The following is a 15,179-nucleotide window of genomic DNA, read 5'->3' on the forward strand; positions in this document are numbered from 1 at the left end:
CGACCGCAACGGCATCGTCCAAAAGGCCCTGGCCGGCCTGAAAAAGCTGGAGCCCGCGCCGCTGGCCGGCGCGGCGCGCATTGCCCTGATCACCCCCGCGAACTATGACGACCATCTGGACGCGCTGCGCAGCTGCGACCTGGTCATCGAAGCCATCGCCGAACGCATGGACTGGAAGACGGCGCTGTACGAGCGCATCGCCCCGCATGTGTCGCCCGACGCCATCATCGCCTCGAACACGTCCGGCCTGTCGATCGACGCGCTGGCAAACGCGCTGCCCGCGAGCCTGCGTGACCGCTTCTGCGGCATCCATTTCTTCAATCCGCCCCGCTACATGCGGCTGGTGGAGATCATCGCTACGTCTCATACGCAGCCGGCCGTGCTGGACCAGCTGGAAACCTGGCTCACGTCCACGTTGGGCAAAGGCGTGGTTCGCGCGCTGGACACGCCCAACTTCGTGGCCAACCGCATCGGCGTGTTCTCCATCCTGGCCGCCATGCACCACACCGCGCGCCTGGGATTGGGCTTCGACGAAGTCGATGCGCTGACAGGCCCCAAGATCGGCCGCCCCAAGAGCGCCACCTATCGCACCGCCGACGTGGTCGGCCTGGATACGCTGGCCCACGTCGTCGGCACCATGGAAAAGAACCTGCCGGACGACCCGTGGCATCGCTATTTCGCGCTGCCCCAGTGGCTGTCCGCCTTGATCCAGAAGGGCGCGCTGGGCCAGAAGACCGGCGCTGGCGTCTACCGCAAACAGGGCCGCGACATCCTGGTGCTGGACCTGAAGGCGCAAGATTACGTGCCCAGCGCCGGCAAGCTGTCCGACGAGGTCGCCACGCTGCTGAAGGAACGCAACCCCGCGAAGCGCTTCGCCGCGCTGCGTGCAAGCCAGCATCCCCAGGCGCAATTCCTGTGGAGCCTGTTCCGCGACATCTTTCACTACAGCGCGGTGCAGCTTGAGCACGTGGCCGACAACGCGCGCGACCTGGACCTGGCCATGCGCTGGGGCTTCGGCTGGGGCCAGGGCCCGTTCGAGACCTGGCAGGCCGCCGGCTGGCAGGCGATCGCCGCCGCGGTGGCCGAGGACATCGCCGCCGGCCATGCCATGAGCAACGCCCCGCTGCCCGCCTGGGCGCTGGAATCCGCCCGCCAGGGCGTGCACGCGCCGGAAGGTTCGTATTCGGCGCGCACGGGGAAACTGCATCCGCGTTCGGCGCTGCCCGTGTACCAGCGCCAGTTGTTCCCGGAACGCGTGTTCGGCGAAGGACCGGATGACCGTGGCGTCACCGTATGGGAAAACGAAGGCGTGCGCCTGTGGAACCTGCCGGATGTGGACGCCGGCATCGGCATCCTGTCCGTCACGTCCAAGAACCACACGCTGGGTGGCGAGGTGCTGGAAGGCGTGCTGCAAGCCGTCGCCCGCGCCGAGCGCGAGTTCGACGGCCTGGTGATCTGGCACGAGCCGCCGTTCGCGGTAGGTGCCAACCTGCAACAAGTCGTGGAAGCCTGCGCCGCCGGCCAATTCGACATGTTGGAAGCCATGGTCGAGAAGTTCCAGCGCGCCTCCCAGTCGTTCAAGTACGCGCAGATTCCTACCGTGGCCGCAGTGCAAGGCATGGCGCTGGGCGGAGGCTGCGAATTCCTGATGCACGCCTCGCATCGCGTCCTGGCGCTGGAAAGCTACATCGGCCTGGTGGAAGCCGGCGTCGGCCTGATTCCGGCGGGCGGCGGCAGCAAGGAATTCGCCGGCCGCGCGGCGGCCCTGGCCGCGAAGACCGCCACGCCGGGCGAGGTCTTCCCCTACCTGCAACCCATCTTCCAGACCATCGCCACGGCACAGGTCGCCAAAAGCGCGCGGGAAGCCATCGACACCGGTTTCGCCCGCGAACATGACGTCGTGCTGTTCCACCCCGACGAGCTGCTGTTCGTGGCCATCGGGCAAGCCCGCGCCGCGGCCCAGGCTGGCTACACGCCCCCGCCCCGCCTGACGAACATCCCGGTCGCAGGCCGCAACGGCATCGCCAACTTCGAGATGGTGCTGGTCAACATGCGCGAAGGCGGCATGATCAGCGCGCATGACTATCGGGTGGCCCGCAGCGCCGCCGTAGCGCTGTGCGGCGGCGAGGTCGAAACCGGCACGAAGGTGGACGAAGAATGGCTGCTGGCGGTGGAACGCCGAGAGTTCGTCGCGCTCCTGCGCACGCCTGAAACCCAGGCCCGCATCCGCCACACGCTAGAAACCGGCAAGCCATTGCGGAATTAGTCCCCCCCGCAGCGCCCGTGGCGCTTCCCCCCAGGGGCGCCGGCTGCGGACCGGCGGAGCCGGATCCGCGCGGCCTCGCTTGTGGCAGACGGTTGTGCTTTGGGAAGCGGGGTTTATGGGTTTCGCTGTTGATTGTCTCGTTGTAGAGATATGAGGAATTGAACATGAGCAAGCAGATTCAGGACGCTTACATCGTCGCCGCCACGCGCTTGCCGGTGGGCAAGCGCAATGGCGCCTACATCACCACTCGTCCCGACGATATGCTGGCCGCCGCGCTGAACGGCGCGTTGGCGCAGGTGCCGGGGCTGGACACGGCCCGCATTGAGGACGTAATCGCCGGCTGCGCCATGCCCGAGGCCGAGCAAGGCATGAACGTGGCCCGCATCGGGCTGTTGCTGGCGGGGCTGCCGCAAAGCGTGGCCGGCGTCACGGTCAATCGCTTCTGCGCGTCGGGCCTGCAAGCCGTGGCGGACGCCGCCGCCCGAATCCGCATGGGCGAAGCCGACATCATGATCGGCGCCGGCACCGAATCCATGAGCGCGATGCCGCAGATCATGGGCAACAAGGTCTCGATGAACCCGGCCATCTTCGCCCACGAAGAGAACATCGGCATGGCCTTCGGCATGGGCCTGACTGGTGAAAAAGTCGCGGAACGCTGGAAGGTCTCGCGCGAGGATCAGGACGCGTTTGCCCTGGCCTCGCACCAGAAAGCCTGCGCCGCCATCGCCGCCGGCCATTTCCGCGCTGAAACCACGCCGTTCGAAGTGGTGTCGCACCTGCCAGACGGCGCCAGCGGCGCTGTCCGCGTGGTTCGCCGCCTGGTCGAGGTGGACGAAGGCCCCCGCCCCGACAGCAGCCCGGAAGCGCTGGCGCGCCTGCGTCCCGTGTTCGCCGCGCGCGGCAGCGTCACCGCAGGCAACAGCTCGCAGATGTCGGACGGCGCGGCCGCGGTGGTCCTCGTGTCCGACCGCATCCTGCGCGAATTCAACCTGAGCCCGCTGGCGCGCTTTGTCAGCTTTTCGGTCGCGGGCGTGCCCCCCGAAGTCATGGGCATCGGCCCCATCGCCGCCATCCCCAAGGTGCTTCAGCGCGCCGGCATCAGCCAGGACGCGCTGGACTGGATCGAATTGAACGAAGCCTTCGCCGCGCAGTCGCTGGCCGTGATCCGCGAACTGAAGCTGGACCCGGCCAAGGTCAACCCCTTGGGCGGCGCCATTGCGCTGGGCCATCCACTGGGCGCGACCGGCGCGATCCGCACGGCCACGATCACGCATGGCCTGCGGCGCACGGGCGGCAAGTACGGGCTGGTCACCATGTGCATCGGCACCGGCATGGGCGCGGCCGGCCTGTTCGAAGCGATGTGATGCAGACGTTTTAACCTCAGCCGCCAACACAAAGGCCCGACGAAACGTGAAGCCCTATTGGTTCAAGAGCCTGGCGCCGAAATGGCGCGCGCGCCTGATGCGGGTGGGCTTCAACCTGCATCCGGCGTTCCGCGCCACCGGCGGCCGCGTATTGCACGTGTCGCCGGATTTCCAGCACATCCGCATCAAGCTTCCCCTGCTGCGGCGCACGCGCAACATCGTCGGCTCGATGTACGGCGGATCGCTGTTCGCGGTGACGGACGGCGCGCACCCCACGATGCTGATGTCCGCGCTGGGCGCGGACCACGTCGTTTGGGACAAGGCCGCGTCGATCCGCTACCGCAAGCCCGCCTACACGACGCTGTACGTGGATTTCCGGTTGCCCCCGGGGGAGATCACCGAGATCCGCCGCATCCTCGCGCGGGACCACGAGACCACCCGGACCTACACGGTGGAATTGAAGGACAAGGACGGCGTGGTCTATGCCGTCGTGGAACGCACGATCTATATCGCCGACAAGAAGTTCTACAAGCGAAAGAACACAGGAGGAGACCCATGCATCCCATCTCTGGAGGGCGATCCGCCGCCCTGAGCGTCATGCTTGCCGCCAGCCTGGCGGGCGCGCCCGCCCTTGCCGCCGACCGCGACGTCGCGGGCGTGCGCGTGCCGGAACAGTTATCCCAAGGCGGGCAAGCGCTCGTGCTCAACGGCGCGGGCGTGCGCACCAAATTCGTCGTGAAGGTCTACGTTGCCGCGCTATACACCACGGCCAGGAGCAGCGATGCGCAAGCGGTGATCAACAGCGAGACGCCGCGCCGCATCCGCCTGCAGTTGCTGCGCGACGTGGACAGCAAAAGCCTGGATGAGGCGCTGCAGGAGGGACTGCGCGACAATACGCCCAAGCAGGAGCTTGCCGCGCTGCAAGCGCCCGCCAACCGCTTATCGCGCCTGATGGCCGACCTCGGCACGGCCAAGGCAGGCGACGAGGTCGATCTGGACTTCGACGCCCGCGGCGTCACGATCACGGCCAACGGCACGCAGCGGGGCAGGTTCGACAGCCCCGACTTCGCGCGCGCCTTGCTGCGCGTCTGGTTGGGCGACAATCCGGCCCAGGCCTCCCTGAAAAAGGCCCTTTTGGGCAACTAGTGCCTGTGCAAGGCTTCTTTGCGTGTTAACAAGCCCTGGGAATCCCACGACGATGGAACGAATCTGGCACAAGAGCTATCCCTCCGGCGTACCCGCAGAGATCGAGATGGACGGCGTGACGACGCTGGTCTCGGTCGTGCGGGACAGTTGCCGCCGCTATGCGGACAAGACCGCGTACATCAGCATGGGCAAGTCGATCAGCTACGCCGAATTGGACGCGCTGACCCGCGACTTCGCCGCATGGCTGCACGCCAATGGCCTGCGCAAAGGCGACCGCGTCGCGCTGATGATGCCCAACTTGCTGCAATACCCGGTCTGCCTGTTTGGCGCGCTGCGCGCGGGCTGCATCGTCGTCAACTGCAACCCGCTCTACACCGCGCACGAGCTTGAACACCAGTTGGCGGACTCGGGCGCGCGCGCCATCGTGGTCGCGGACAACTTCGCGGCGACCTTGCAAAAGGCCCTGCCCCAGACCGCGGTCGAACGCGTGCTGGTCACCTCCATCGGCGAGATGCTGGGCCCCCTGAAGGGTCGGCTGGTGGACTTCGTGATCCGCCGCGTCAAGCGTATGGTGCCGAACTGGTCGCTACCCGGCGCGGTCCGGCTGGCCGACGCCCTGCGCGCTGGCCGCAATGCGCCCTTCACGGAGGTGCCGCTGGACCAGCGCGACCTGGCCTGCCTGCAGTACACGGGCGGCACGACAGGCGTGGCCAAGGCCGCGATGCTGACGCACGGCAACCTGGTCGCCAACCTGAGCCAGGCCCACGCCTGGATCAAACCGCTGGTTAAAGACGGCGAAGAATGCATCGTGACGGCCCTGCCGCTCTACCATATCTTCGCGTTGACGGCGAACTGCCTGACGTTCATGAAGATCGGCGCCAGCAATCTACTGATCATCAATCCGCGCGACATTCCCAGCCTGATCAAAGAAATGGGCAAGGTGCCTTTTTCCGCCTTCACCGGCGTCAATACGCTGTTCAACGCCCTGCTCAACCATCCGGATTTCGCCAAGCTGGACTTCTCGCGCCTGCGCCTGACGATGGGCGGCGGCATGGCGGTGCAACGCGCGGTCGCGGACCGTTGGCGCGCCGTCACGGGAAAGCCGCTGGCGCAGGCCTACGGCCTGACCGAGACCTCGCCTGCCGTCACCGTCAATCCGCTGGACGTCAAGGTGTTCACCGGCTCGATCGGTTTGCCAGTGCCGTCTACCGAAATATCGATCCGCAACGATGACGGAGAAGAACAGGGCATCGGCGAAAGCGGCGAGATCTGCGTGCGCGGCCCCCAGGTCACGCAGGGCTATTGGAATCAGCCGGGCGAGACGGCGCTGGTGATGTACCCGGATGGCTTTCTGCGCACGGGCGACATCGGCTACGTCGATGAAAACGGCTATGTGTTCCTGATCGACCGCAAAAAGGACATGATCCTGGTGTCCGGATTCAACGTGTACCCCAACGAGGTCGAAGACGTGGCCGCGCTGCATCCCGGCGTGCGCGAAGTCGCCGCCGTCGGCGTGCCGGACGATCGCTCCGGCGAAGCGGTGAAGCTCTACGTGATTCGCAAGGATCCGGGCCTGGACGCGGAAACGCTGATCGCCCATTGCCGCACGCAACTGACAGGCTACAAGGTGCCGCGCTACGTGGAGTTCCGCGATGATCTGCCGCGCACCAATGTCGGCAAGATCCTGCGGCGGGAACTGAAGCCAGAGGCGCAGCAGGCGGCGGCGTCGCCGCAAACTCAAACCGCCCTCTAGCCGGTACGACCCGCCGCCCTTGCCACCGCCCTTACCATTGCCCGAAAAACACCCCCGCCCGCTTATGCGCGTTGGTGGCTTTTTCCACGGCCTCGTCGCTGATCGTGGTGCGGCGTTTGCCGCGCAGCATCCAGTCCAGCAGGCGTTCGCGCAGTTCCGCGCGCACGCCGGCATGCGCGCTGCTGGTGCCCAGGTCCTGGAATTCGTCGGGGTCGGCGTGCAGGTCGAAGAGCTGCTCAGGCTCGTCCAGCCAATGCACGTAGCGCCAGCGGTCGGTTCGAACCGACCAGGCGCGTGCGTTTTGCGGCGTCTTGCCGCGCAGCACGCGCGCCTGGCGAAAGCTGTAATCCAGTTCGGAAAACACGCAGTCCCGCCAGGGCGTGGCGGCGTCGCGGCCATGCAGCAACGTCTGCAATTCGCGGCCCTCCAGCCGATGGCCGGGCCCCGGCGTGCCCAGCGCGCGTAACACGGTAGGCACCACATCCACGCTCTCGACCATGTCCGTCAGCACGCGCCCCCGCGTGGCGTCGGCCGCCGCCGACGGGTCCATCACGATGAAGGGAACCCGCTGCACAGTGTCGTAGAACAGCTCTTTCTCACCCAGCCAATGGTCGCCCAGGAAGTCGCCGTGATCCGCCGTGAACACGATCAGCGTGTTCTTCATCAGCCCCGCGCCTTCCATGTAGTCGAACAACCGGCCCAGGTGGTCATCCAGCTGCCGGATCAGGCCTTGATAGGCGGGCCGGACCACGCGCACGCATTCGTCCGTGGAAAAGCTGACGCTTTCCTCCTGCTGGCGGTACGCGGCCACGACCGGGTGCGCATCCACCAGCTCTTCGCGATTGCGCCGCACCGGCAGGCATTGATCGGCGGTATAGCGATTGTGGTACGGCGCCGGCGCCATGTAGGGCCAGTGCGGTTTGACGTAGCTCAGGTGCAGCACCCAGGGCTGGCTGCCGCGCCGCTTCATGAAGTCCAGCGCCTGATCCGTCATGAAGGCGGTCTCGGAATGCGGTTCCGCCACGCGCGACGGCAGATGCACGTTGCGCATGTTCCATCCGCTGACCACCTGGCCGCTGGCGTCCACGCCCGCGATCACGTAATCGGTCCAGGGGTCCGCGCTGTCGTAGCCGTGGCGGCGCAGGAACGCGGGATAGCCGCTTTCCTCGCCCGGCGTGTGGTGCCCGTCGTAGCGGTCCAGTTCCGTGAAGCCGCCGCGGCTTAGCAGCACGCCCAGCTCCGAGGCGCCGTCGATCGCCAACCGCTCCATGCCGGCCTTATCCGGAATGATGTGGGTCTTGCCCGCCAGCGCCAGCTCGCGCCCCTGCCCCGCCAGGTACTCGCCCAGCGTGATCTCGTTGACCGACAGCGGCACGCGGTTCCAGGTCGCGCCATGACGCGACGGATAGCGCCCCGTGTAATAGCTCATGCGCGAAGGGCCGCAGACGCCCGAGTTCACGAAGGCCCGGTCGAAACGCGCGCCGCGCGCGGCCAGCACATCCAGGCTGGGGGTCTGCAAATAGGGGTGGCCGTAGCAGCTCAGGTGATCGGCCCGTAGCTGATCGGCCATGATGAACAACACATTTTGCACCGTGCTCATGACGGACTCCGTTATTGCGTGGCCGTGAAGCCGGAGGCCCGCACCACGGGCTCCCATTGCTTGCGGTAGGCCATCAGCGCAGCGGCGGTGCCCGCGGCATCCATTGAGACCGGTTCCAGGAACACGCCGCGCACGGCGTCCTGCATGGCGGGTTCGCGCAGGATGGCGGCGATGTCCGCGCCCAGGCGGTCGATCTTGGCCTGCGGCATTGCCGCCGGCGCGAAGAACGCGTTCCAGCCGTCCGCCGCCAGATCCACGCCGCTTTCCTTGAAACTCGGCACCTCTTTCAAATCAGCGTCGCGCGTGTCTCCGGAGGTGGCCAGGATGCGGATCTTGCCTGCCCGGTGCTGCGGCAGCAGGGTGTCCAGCGTGTCGATGCCTTGTGGCAGGATGCCGCCGATCAGTTCAGAGATCAGCGGCGCCGATCCCCGGTATCCGACCACTTCCGGCTCCTGCTTGATCTCGCGGCCCAGCATCAATGCAAAAAAGTGCGGCAAGCTGCCCGTGGCCGGCACGCCTACCGTGAACTGCTTCGGGTTCGCGCGCAGCCACTGGCGTAAGGCCGCCACGTCCTTGATCGGCGAACTGGCCGGCACCGCCAGGGCGAATTTATAGCGACTGGCCAGCGACACGGGCGTGAAGTCCCGCTGGGCGTCGTACCCCGGCTGGGCATAGACCAGCGGGGCCACCACCATGACCGCCGGATTGGCCAGCATCAGCACATTCTGGCCGGCGGGCGCCGCGTGCAGGCCCTGCGCCGCGATGCGGCCACCGGCGCCGGTCTTGTTCTCGACCACGACCGATACGCCCAGCCGGTCCTTCAAGCGGTCCGCCACCAGGCGCGCGATGCGGTCCGAACTGCCACCCGGCGGATAACCGACCACGATGGTCAGCGGGCCGTCCAACGGCGCTTGCTGCGCGCAGGCCAGCGGGGCCACCGCCCCCAACGCCGTCGCCACCAGGGCGCCCGTCATCCATTTACGCATTGTCTTCTCCTGGAGACAGTGGCCCGCTGTCGGTTATGGTTATTCATGCTTGGCCGATACCCGAATGAGTGAATGGAATGTAGCAACGCGGCCGTTGGTTGATCTAATCCAGGACTTTCCATAAAGATATGCGCGCCACGCCTTCCCCACCCCTGTCCGAGCCGCCCCTGTCCGAGCCTCCCCATCTGGCGGACATGCTGATGTACCGGCTGTATCAGGCCTGGTCGCAGTCCAACCCCGTCTTCGTGCGGATGTGCGAAGGCCGCTTCGGCATCACGCGCCGCGAATGGCGCATCCTGGCCTGTGCCGTCGAGGGCGGCATCATGAATTCGGCCGAATTGGCGGCGGCGGCCAAGCTGGACCTGGCCCGCACGTCTCGCACGCTTGGGGCGCTGTGCGAAAAAGGCTGGCTGCGCAGGCTTCACGACAGCGCCGATCGCCGGGTCGTTCGCGTGGAAGCCACCCCTGAAGGCCTTACCCGCTACCAGGCCCTGCTTCCCGAGGTCTCGCGGCTGAACGACCTGCTGGTGCAAGACCTGAGCGAGAGCGAAGTCGTGCTGCTGCGCGACTTTCTTGCCCGCATCGAACAGCGCGGGCGCCGCATGGCCGAAGACAACATCGTCACCGAAAAGGCCAGCCGCCGCGACGGCGGCACGCGGCGGGCCCGTTACGCCTGAGGCCCCGTTGTCGCGTCGCCCCAACATTCCCGGCAGGCCGGCATGGGCGCCGCTGGCTGCCGCAACCGGCTGATAGCGCGGGGCTTTTCAGCCGCAACCCGCGCCCGTGGAACCTTTTTGCAGGGCTTTTTTACATCTGGGATCACGGCGCCCCCTGGCCGTCGGCGGCTGCTCCATCAATAATAATAATCGTTGTCATTCTTATACATGATCGGCTGCCAAGCAGCCGCCGGGGAGCATTCTTGAAACGTCATCGTTATCCGACCGCGCGCCGCGCGCGGCCGCAGACCCTCTTGCCCGCCACCGCATTGCTTGCCGCCTGCCTGGGCGGCGCGGCGCAGGCACAGCCGGCCCAGACGGGCGCGGCCGGCGACGTCCCTACCGTGTTGCCTGCCGTGCAGGTCACCGGCACGGGCGAAACCGCGACCGGCCCCGTCGACGGCTACGTGGCGACGCGCAGCACCACCGGCACCAAAACCGACACGGCGCTGTCCGAGACGCCGCAAGCCATCACGGTGATTCCGCGCGAACAGATCGTGGATCAAGGGTCGCAAAACGTACAGGACGCCATGAATTACGCGGCCGGCGTCCGGCCCAACGCCTACGGCGTGGACAACCGCGGCGATTACGTCCGGATCCGCGGCGTGGAGCCTGCCCAATACCTGGACGGCCTGCGCCAGTTCTTCAACAACAACAACCCGCGCACGGAAATCTACGGCATGGAACGCGTGGAGGTGCTGCGCGGCCCGTCGTCCATGCTGTACGGCCAAGGCAGCACCGGCGGTATCGTCAACCTGGTCAGCAAACGTCCGCAGGCCGAAGCGCAACGCGAGATCGGCGTGGTGCTGGGCAATGACAACCGGCGCGAGATCCAGGCGGACCTGACCGGTCCCGTCACCGAAGATGGCCAATGGCTGTACCGCGTCGTGGCGGTAGGCCGCGACAGCGACACGCAGGTGCAGCACGCGCCCGACGACCGCTTGATGCTGGCGCCTTCCTTGACATGGCAGCCCAGCGCCGCCACCTCGCTGACCTTGCAGGCCCTGTGGCAAAAGGACAAATCCGGCACCACGCAATCGTTCCTGCCCTGGAGCGGGTCGGTGCAAGAGAACCCGAACGGCCGCATCCCGACCCGGCGCTTCGTCAGCGAGCCGGGTTTCGACGCCTACGATACCGAGCAGTTCAGCGTGGGCTGGCTGTTTGAACACCAGTTCAACGACACGTGGAAATTCCGCCAGAACTTCCGCAACACGGTCAGCCGGGTCGATTACCAGACGCTGTACCCCAATGTCTACGGCGACCGGCGCGGCAATTCGTACATCGATGACGCCCAGACCACCACTGACCGCTTTTTCTACGTCAACAAGCCGCGCATGCGCACGCTGCTGGCCGACCAGAACATCGAAGGCAAGTTGAACTGGGGTCGCACCGAGCACACCGTCATCGTGGGGATGGATTATTCGCATTACCGCGAGACCAGCCAGACGGCCAGCGGCCTGGGCGCGCCACTGAATCTGTACCACCCCGTGTACGGCAACCGGCCGGAGTACGAGTTGTCCGACACGCCGAAGCAGAAGCAGCAACAACTGGGCTTCTATGCGCAGGACCAGATCAAATTCGACAAGAATTGGATCTTCCTGGCCGGTATCCGGCGCGACCGCGCCGACAACCGCATCGACGGCCAGGACAAGGAAACCGACTATGCCACGACCAAGCGCTTCGGCCTGATGTATGCCGCCGACAACGGCTGGTCGCCCTATCTGAGCTACAGCGAGTCGTTCACGCCGATCGCGGGTTCCGATTTCTACGACCAGCGCTGGAAGCCGATGCGTGGCAAGCAGGTCGAGGCCGGCATCAAGTACATGCCGAAAGACGCCGACATCGAGTTCACGGCCGCCGCCTACGACCTGCGCGAAAAGAACCGCCAGACCAATGACCCGAACAATCCCAACAACCAGATCCAGGCGGGAAAGACGCGCACGCGCGGCGTGGAACTGGAGCTGCGCGGCCGGGCCACCAAAGACATCGACGTGATCGCCAACTACATCTACACCGATGCCGACGCTCAGTTGGAAGGCCTGCCCAAACACATGGCGTCCCTGTGGGGCAAATACCGCTTTGCCCTGGCTGGCCAACCCGGCTTCGCGGTGGGCGCCGGCGTGCGCTACCTGAGCGCGTTCCGCGATGGCGGCGCCCCGGAGACGCCTGCCGTCACCTTGTTCGACGCCATGATCAGCTACGACAATGGTCCGTGGCGCTACGCGTTGAACGTCAACAACATCGCGGACCGCACCTACGAGGTCGTCTGCCTGGACCGGGGCGACTGCTTCTACGGCGCGCGCCGCACGGTCATGCTGAGCGGGGCCTATCGCTTCTAAACGACAGGTCGGCCTCCGGGACGGGATAACCTGTACGTACTAGCTGTACGTACAGGTGTACACTTACGGTTTTCAACCCGTGACAGACGCATCAACGAACGTCTGCAACCCACCAGAACTTTCCTGGAGACTCAAGCAAGTGTCGACCGCAACTTCCCGTTCGCCTTTTTTTGGCACCATGCAGAAGATCCCTGGCGGATTGATGCTTGTGCCGCTGATCCTCGGCTCCCTGATCGGCACCTTCGCCCCTGACGCCCTGGCCATCGGCGGCTTCACCACGGCGCTCTTCAAGAACAGCGCCCTGCCCCTGATCGCGCTGCTGATCTTCGCGACCGGCACACAGGTCAACGCCCGCACGGGCGGCCCCATCCTGGCCACCGCCGGCACCATCCTGCTGATGAAGACGCTGGTGCCTGCCACCCTCATCATCATCCTGGGCAGCTACGTTGGCCTGGACGGCGTGCTGGGCGTGTCCATCCTGGCCTTGCTGGCCGCGTTCGACAACAGCAACGGCGGCCTGTGGCTGGCCTACACCGGCCAGTACGGCGATGCCCGCGACCGTGGCGCCTACGTTGCCAGCGCCGTCAATGACGGCCCCTTCTTCAGCCTGCTGTTCCTGGGCGCCTCGGGCCTGGCCGACATTCCGATGATTGCCCTGGTGGCGGCCCTGGTGCCGTTCCTGCTGGGTGTCGTGGTCGGCAACCTGGACCCGAAGTGGCGCGACGTGCTCAAGCCCGTGCCCAACATCGTCATCCCGTTCTTCGCCTTTGCGCTGGGCACCGGCATCAACCTGGGCGCGGTGGTCAGCGGCGGCATCAGCGGCCTGATCCTGGGCCTGATCATCAGCCCCATCACCGGCGGCCTGGTCTACCTGGGCTATCGCATGATCCTGCGCCGTGGCGGCAAGAGCGGCCTGGGCTTTGCCGCCGGCACGACGGCCGGCAACGCCATCGCCACGCCCGCCGTGGTGGCCGCCGCCGATCCCAACTTCCAGCAGTACGTGTCCACCGCCACCGCGCAAGTGGCCGCCTGCGTGCTGATCAGTTCCATCCTGGCTCCGATCCTGGCGTCGTACTTCCTGAAGCGCGCCGGTGAATTGAAGTCCGAGGACGCGGACGCAACCCGCGCCACGCCGACGTTGGGCGAGGCGCGCGGAGAGGCGCTTTGACCCCGACCATCGCCATCGTCGCCGATGACCTGACCGGATCGGGCGACACCGCGGTGCAGTTCGTGCGCGCCGGCTGGAGCACGCACCTGTCCATCGGCGGCGCCGAAGAAGCGCTGTCCGGCCCGGCCACGGCCGGCGTCGAAGTGCTGGCCGTGACGACCCACAGCCGCGCCCTGCCCGCCGCCGACGCGGCGCGCGTCATCGAACAGAACGTGCGCCAGCTGCGCGCGGCCGGCGTGTCGCGCCTGTACAAAAAGGTGGACTCCACCTTGCGCGGCGCCTTCAAGGCCGAGATCGACGCGGCGCGCCTGGCCTGGGGGCCCGACACGGTAGCGGTCATCTGCCCTGCCTTTCCGGCAACCGGCCGCACCGTCGAACAAGGCGTACTGATGGTGAACGGCAAGCCGGTCACCGAAACCTCCGCCGCGACGGACCCGGTCACCCCGGTGACCGAAAGCCATATCCCCACGCTGCTGGGCTGCGCCCACGTCGCGGCGCAAGACGGCGACACGCCCGACGCGCTGGCCGCGCGCATCCGCCAGGCGGGCCACACCGTGGTGGTGGACGCCGCCACGGACGCCGACCTGGAACGGCTGGCACGCGCCATCGGCTTGCTGGGCGAACACGCCCTGCCCGTGGGCGCGGGCGGTCTTGCCGTGCCGCTGGCCCGCGTGTGGGCCGGCGCGGACCAGACGGCGCCCGTCGTCGTCGTGGTCACGTCGCAGCACAGCGCCGCGCGCGCCCAAGCCGCTGCCCTGAAGGCTTCCGGCGCCGACACCTGGACGCCCACTCTGGCCCAATTGGCCGACGACGCCGCGTGGCAGGCATGGACCCAACCGCTGTTGCAGGCCCACGCCAAGGCCCCGGCCGAAGCTGGCACCGTGCTGCTGTTGGCGCCCGAAGGGCAGCTCGATGGCCTGGATTCTGAAAAAGTCGCCGAACGGCTGGGCAGCCTGGCGGCGCAATTGATCACCACCTCGCGCGCGGCAGGCGTGGTCGCCACCGGCGGCGACGGCGCGCGCAGCGTGCTGGTGGCGCTGGCCGCGCGCGGCATCGCGCTGGTGGATGAAGTGATGGGCGGCGTGCCTCTTGGCACGTTGACCGGGGGCACGGCCGCAGGCCTGCCCGTGGTGACCAAGGCCGGCGGCTTTGGCACCGAAGACGTACTGGTTCGCGCCGTGCGCGCGATCCGCGACAGGAGATTCAAGCGATGACACAACCCCAACCGAACAAGCTGCCGCTGCTGGCCGTCACCCTGGGTGACGTTGCCGGCATCGGGCCGGAAATCACGGCCAAGATGCTGATGGGCCATGACGAACTGCGCCAAAAGGCCCGCCTGCTGGTGGTCGGCGACGTCGACGTGATGGTCAACGCCGTGCGCGGCCTGGGCGGCGACCCCGCCATCGTGCGCAAGCTGGACCGCCCGGCCGACTGCACCAACACCCCCGGCATGATCGAAGTGCTGCAAGCCGGCCCGTCGCTGGCTCACGTCAAGCTGGGTGAAATCAGCGCCGACGCGGGTGATGGTTCCGTGCGCTTTGTCACCACGGCGTGCGCCCTGGCGCGCGCTGGCGAGGTCGACGGCATTGTCACCGCGCCGCTGAACAAGGCCGCCATGCACGCCGCCGGCCACAAGTGGCCCGGCCACACCGAACTGCTGGCGCACGAGTTCGGCGTCAAGACGTTCTCGCTGGTGCTGTCGGCGGGCGACCTCTACATCTTCCACGCCACGACGCACGTGTCGCTGCGCCAGGCCATCGAAGACCTGACGCCCGCGCGCATGCGTGCCGTGCTGCGCCTGGCGGGTTCGTTCGCCAAGGCCCTGGGCCGCGGGGGGGGGG

General features: G+C 67.0%; 12 protein-coding genes. 10 read left to right on the plus strand and 2 right to left on the minus strand.

The annotated features are described in order from the left end of the window. The 5 genes from ACE039_RS16345 to ACE039_RS16365 form a co-directional block, all read left to right on the plus strand. Window positions 1-2,266, plus strand: a 2,266-nt coding sequence (locus ACE039_RS16345) for a 3-hydroxyacyl-CoA dehydrogenase/enoyl-CoA hydratase family protein (protein WP_485822826.1), incomplete at its 5' end; no start/stop codon positions are given. Window positions 2,267-2,430: 164 nt separating this feature from the next. After that, window positions 2,431-3,630, plus strand: coding sequence for an acetyl-CoA C-acyltransferase (locus ACE039_RS16350; RefSeq protein WP_448711111.1), 1,200 nt, complete (start codon window positions 2,431-2,433; stop codon window positions 3,628-3,630). A gap of 46 nt (window positions 3,631-3,676) precedes the next feature. Further along, a complete protein-coding gene (locus ACE039_RS16355) occupies window positions 3,677-4,222 on the plus strand; it encodes a DUF4442 domain-containing protein (protein ID WP_485822827.1) in 546 nt (181 codons plus the stop codon). Next, on the plus strand, window positions 4,186-4,776 hold the full coding sequence (locus ACE039_RS16360) for a chalcone isomerase family protein (RefSeq protein ID WP_485822828.1): 591 nt from the start codon (window positions 4,186-4,188) through the stop codon (window positions 4,774-4,776). Before ACE039_RS16355 ends, ACE039_RS16360 begins: the two co-directional genes overlap by 37 nt. Before the next feature lie 52 nt (window positions 4,777-4,828). Continuing rightward, window positions 4,829-6,529 (plus strand): AMP-binding protein, encoded by a 1,701-nt coding sequence (locus ACE039_RS16365; protein WP_448711084.1) that lies wholly within the window; start codon window positions 4,829-4,831, stop codon window positions 6,527-6,529. 31 nt (window positions 6,530-6,560) lie between these two features. Here the strand turns inward: ACE039_RS16365 and ACE039_RS16370 are convergent, their stop codons facing one another. Both ACE039_RS16370 and ACE039_RS16375 read right to left on the minus strand, forming a co-directional pair. After that, window positions 6,561-8,129 carry a sulfatase-like hydrolase/transferase gene (locus ACE039_RS16370; protein ID WP_485822829.1) on the minus strand — a complete coding sequence of 523 codons (1,569 nt, stop codon included), beginning with the start codon at window positions 8,127-8,129 and terminating at the stop codon, window positions 6,561-6,563. An 11-nt stretch (window positions 8,130-8,140) separates the two neighbouring features. Further along, complete coding sequence (locus ACE039_RS16375; RefSeq protein WP_485822830.1) at window positions 8,141-9,115, minus strand: Bug family tripartite tricarboxylate transporter substrate binding protein; 975 nt, start codon at window positions 9,113-9,115, stop codon at window positions 8,141-8,143. Between the two features lie 128 nt (window positions 9,116-9,243). Between ACE039_RS16375 and ACE039_RS16380 the strand changes: the two genes are divergently transcribed. From ACE039_RS16380 to ACE039_RS16400, 5 genes are all read left to right on the plus strand, one after another. After that, window positions 9,244-9,792 (plus strand): MarR family winged helix-turn-helix transcriptional regulator, encoded by a 549-nt coding sequence (locus ACE039_RS16380; RefSeq protein WP_448711088.1) that lies wholly within the window; start codon window positions 9,244-9,246, stop codon window positions 9,790-9,792. Between the two features lie 242 nt (window positions 9,793-10,034). Continuing rightward, a complete protein-coding gene (locus tag ACE039_RS16385) occupies window positions 10,035-12,170 on the plus strand; it encodes a TonB-dependent siderophore receptor (RefSeq protein ID WP_485822831.1) in 2,136 nt (711 codons plus the stop codon). A gap of 139 nt (window positions 12,171-12,309) precedes the next feature. After that, entirely contained in the window at window positions 12,310-13,338 is a 1,029-nt protein-coding gene (locus tag ACE039_RS16390; protein WP_313462673.1) for a 2-keto-3-deoxygluconate permease, read from the plus strand. Then, complete coding sequence (gene dtnK / locus ACE039_RS16395; protein ID WP_313462674.1) at window positions 13,335-14,552, plus strand: D-threonate kinase; 1,218 nt, start codon at window positions 13,335-13,337, stop codon at window positions 14,550-14,552. Before ACE039_RS16390 ends, dtnK begins: the two co-directional genes overlap by 4 nt. Next, the coding region (locus tag ACE039_RS16400; RefSeq protein WP_485822832.1) for a 4-hydroxythreonine-4-phosphate dehydrogenase PdxA at window positions 14,549-15,179 on the plus strand (631 nt) is incomplete at its 3' end. The genes dtnK and ACE039_RS16400, both read left to right, overlap by 4 nt.

The organism is Achromobacter maghribensis (assembly GCF_057334215.1).

Coding starts and splice junctions, on each gene's coding strand:
- ACE039_RS16350 (WP_448711111.1), top strand. CDS start 2,431: ATGAGCAAGCAGATTCAGGACGCTTACATCGTCGCCGCCACGCGCTTG.
- ACE039_RS16360 (WP_485822828.1), top strand. CDS start 4,186: ATGCATCCCATCTCTGGAGGGCGATCCGCCGCCCTGAGCGTCATGCTT.
- ACE039_RS16365 (WP_448711084.1), top strand. CDS start 4,829: ATGGAACGAATCTGGCACAAGAGCTATCCCTCCGGCGTACCCGCAGAG.
- ACE039_RS16370 (WP_485822829.1), bottom strand. CDS start 8,129: ATGAGCACGGTGCAAAATGTGTTGTTCATCATGGCCGATCAGCTACGG.
- ACE039_RS16375 (WP_485822830.1), bottom strand. CDS start 9,115: ATGCGTAAATGGATGACGGGCGCCCTGGTGGCGACGGCGTTGGGGGCG.
- ACE039_RS16380 (WP_448711088.1), top strand. CDS start 9,244: ATGCGCGCCACGCCTTCCCCACCCCTGTCCGAGCCGCCCCTGTCCGAG.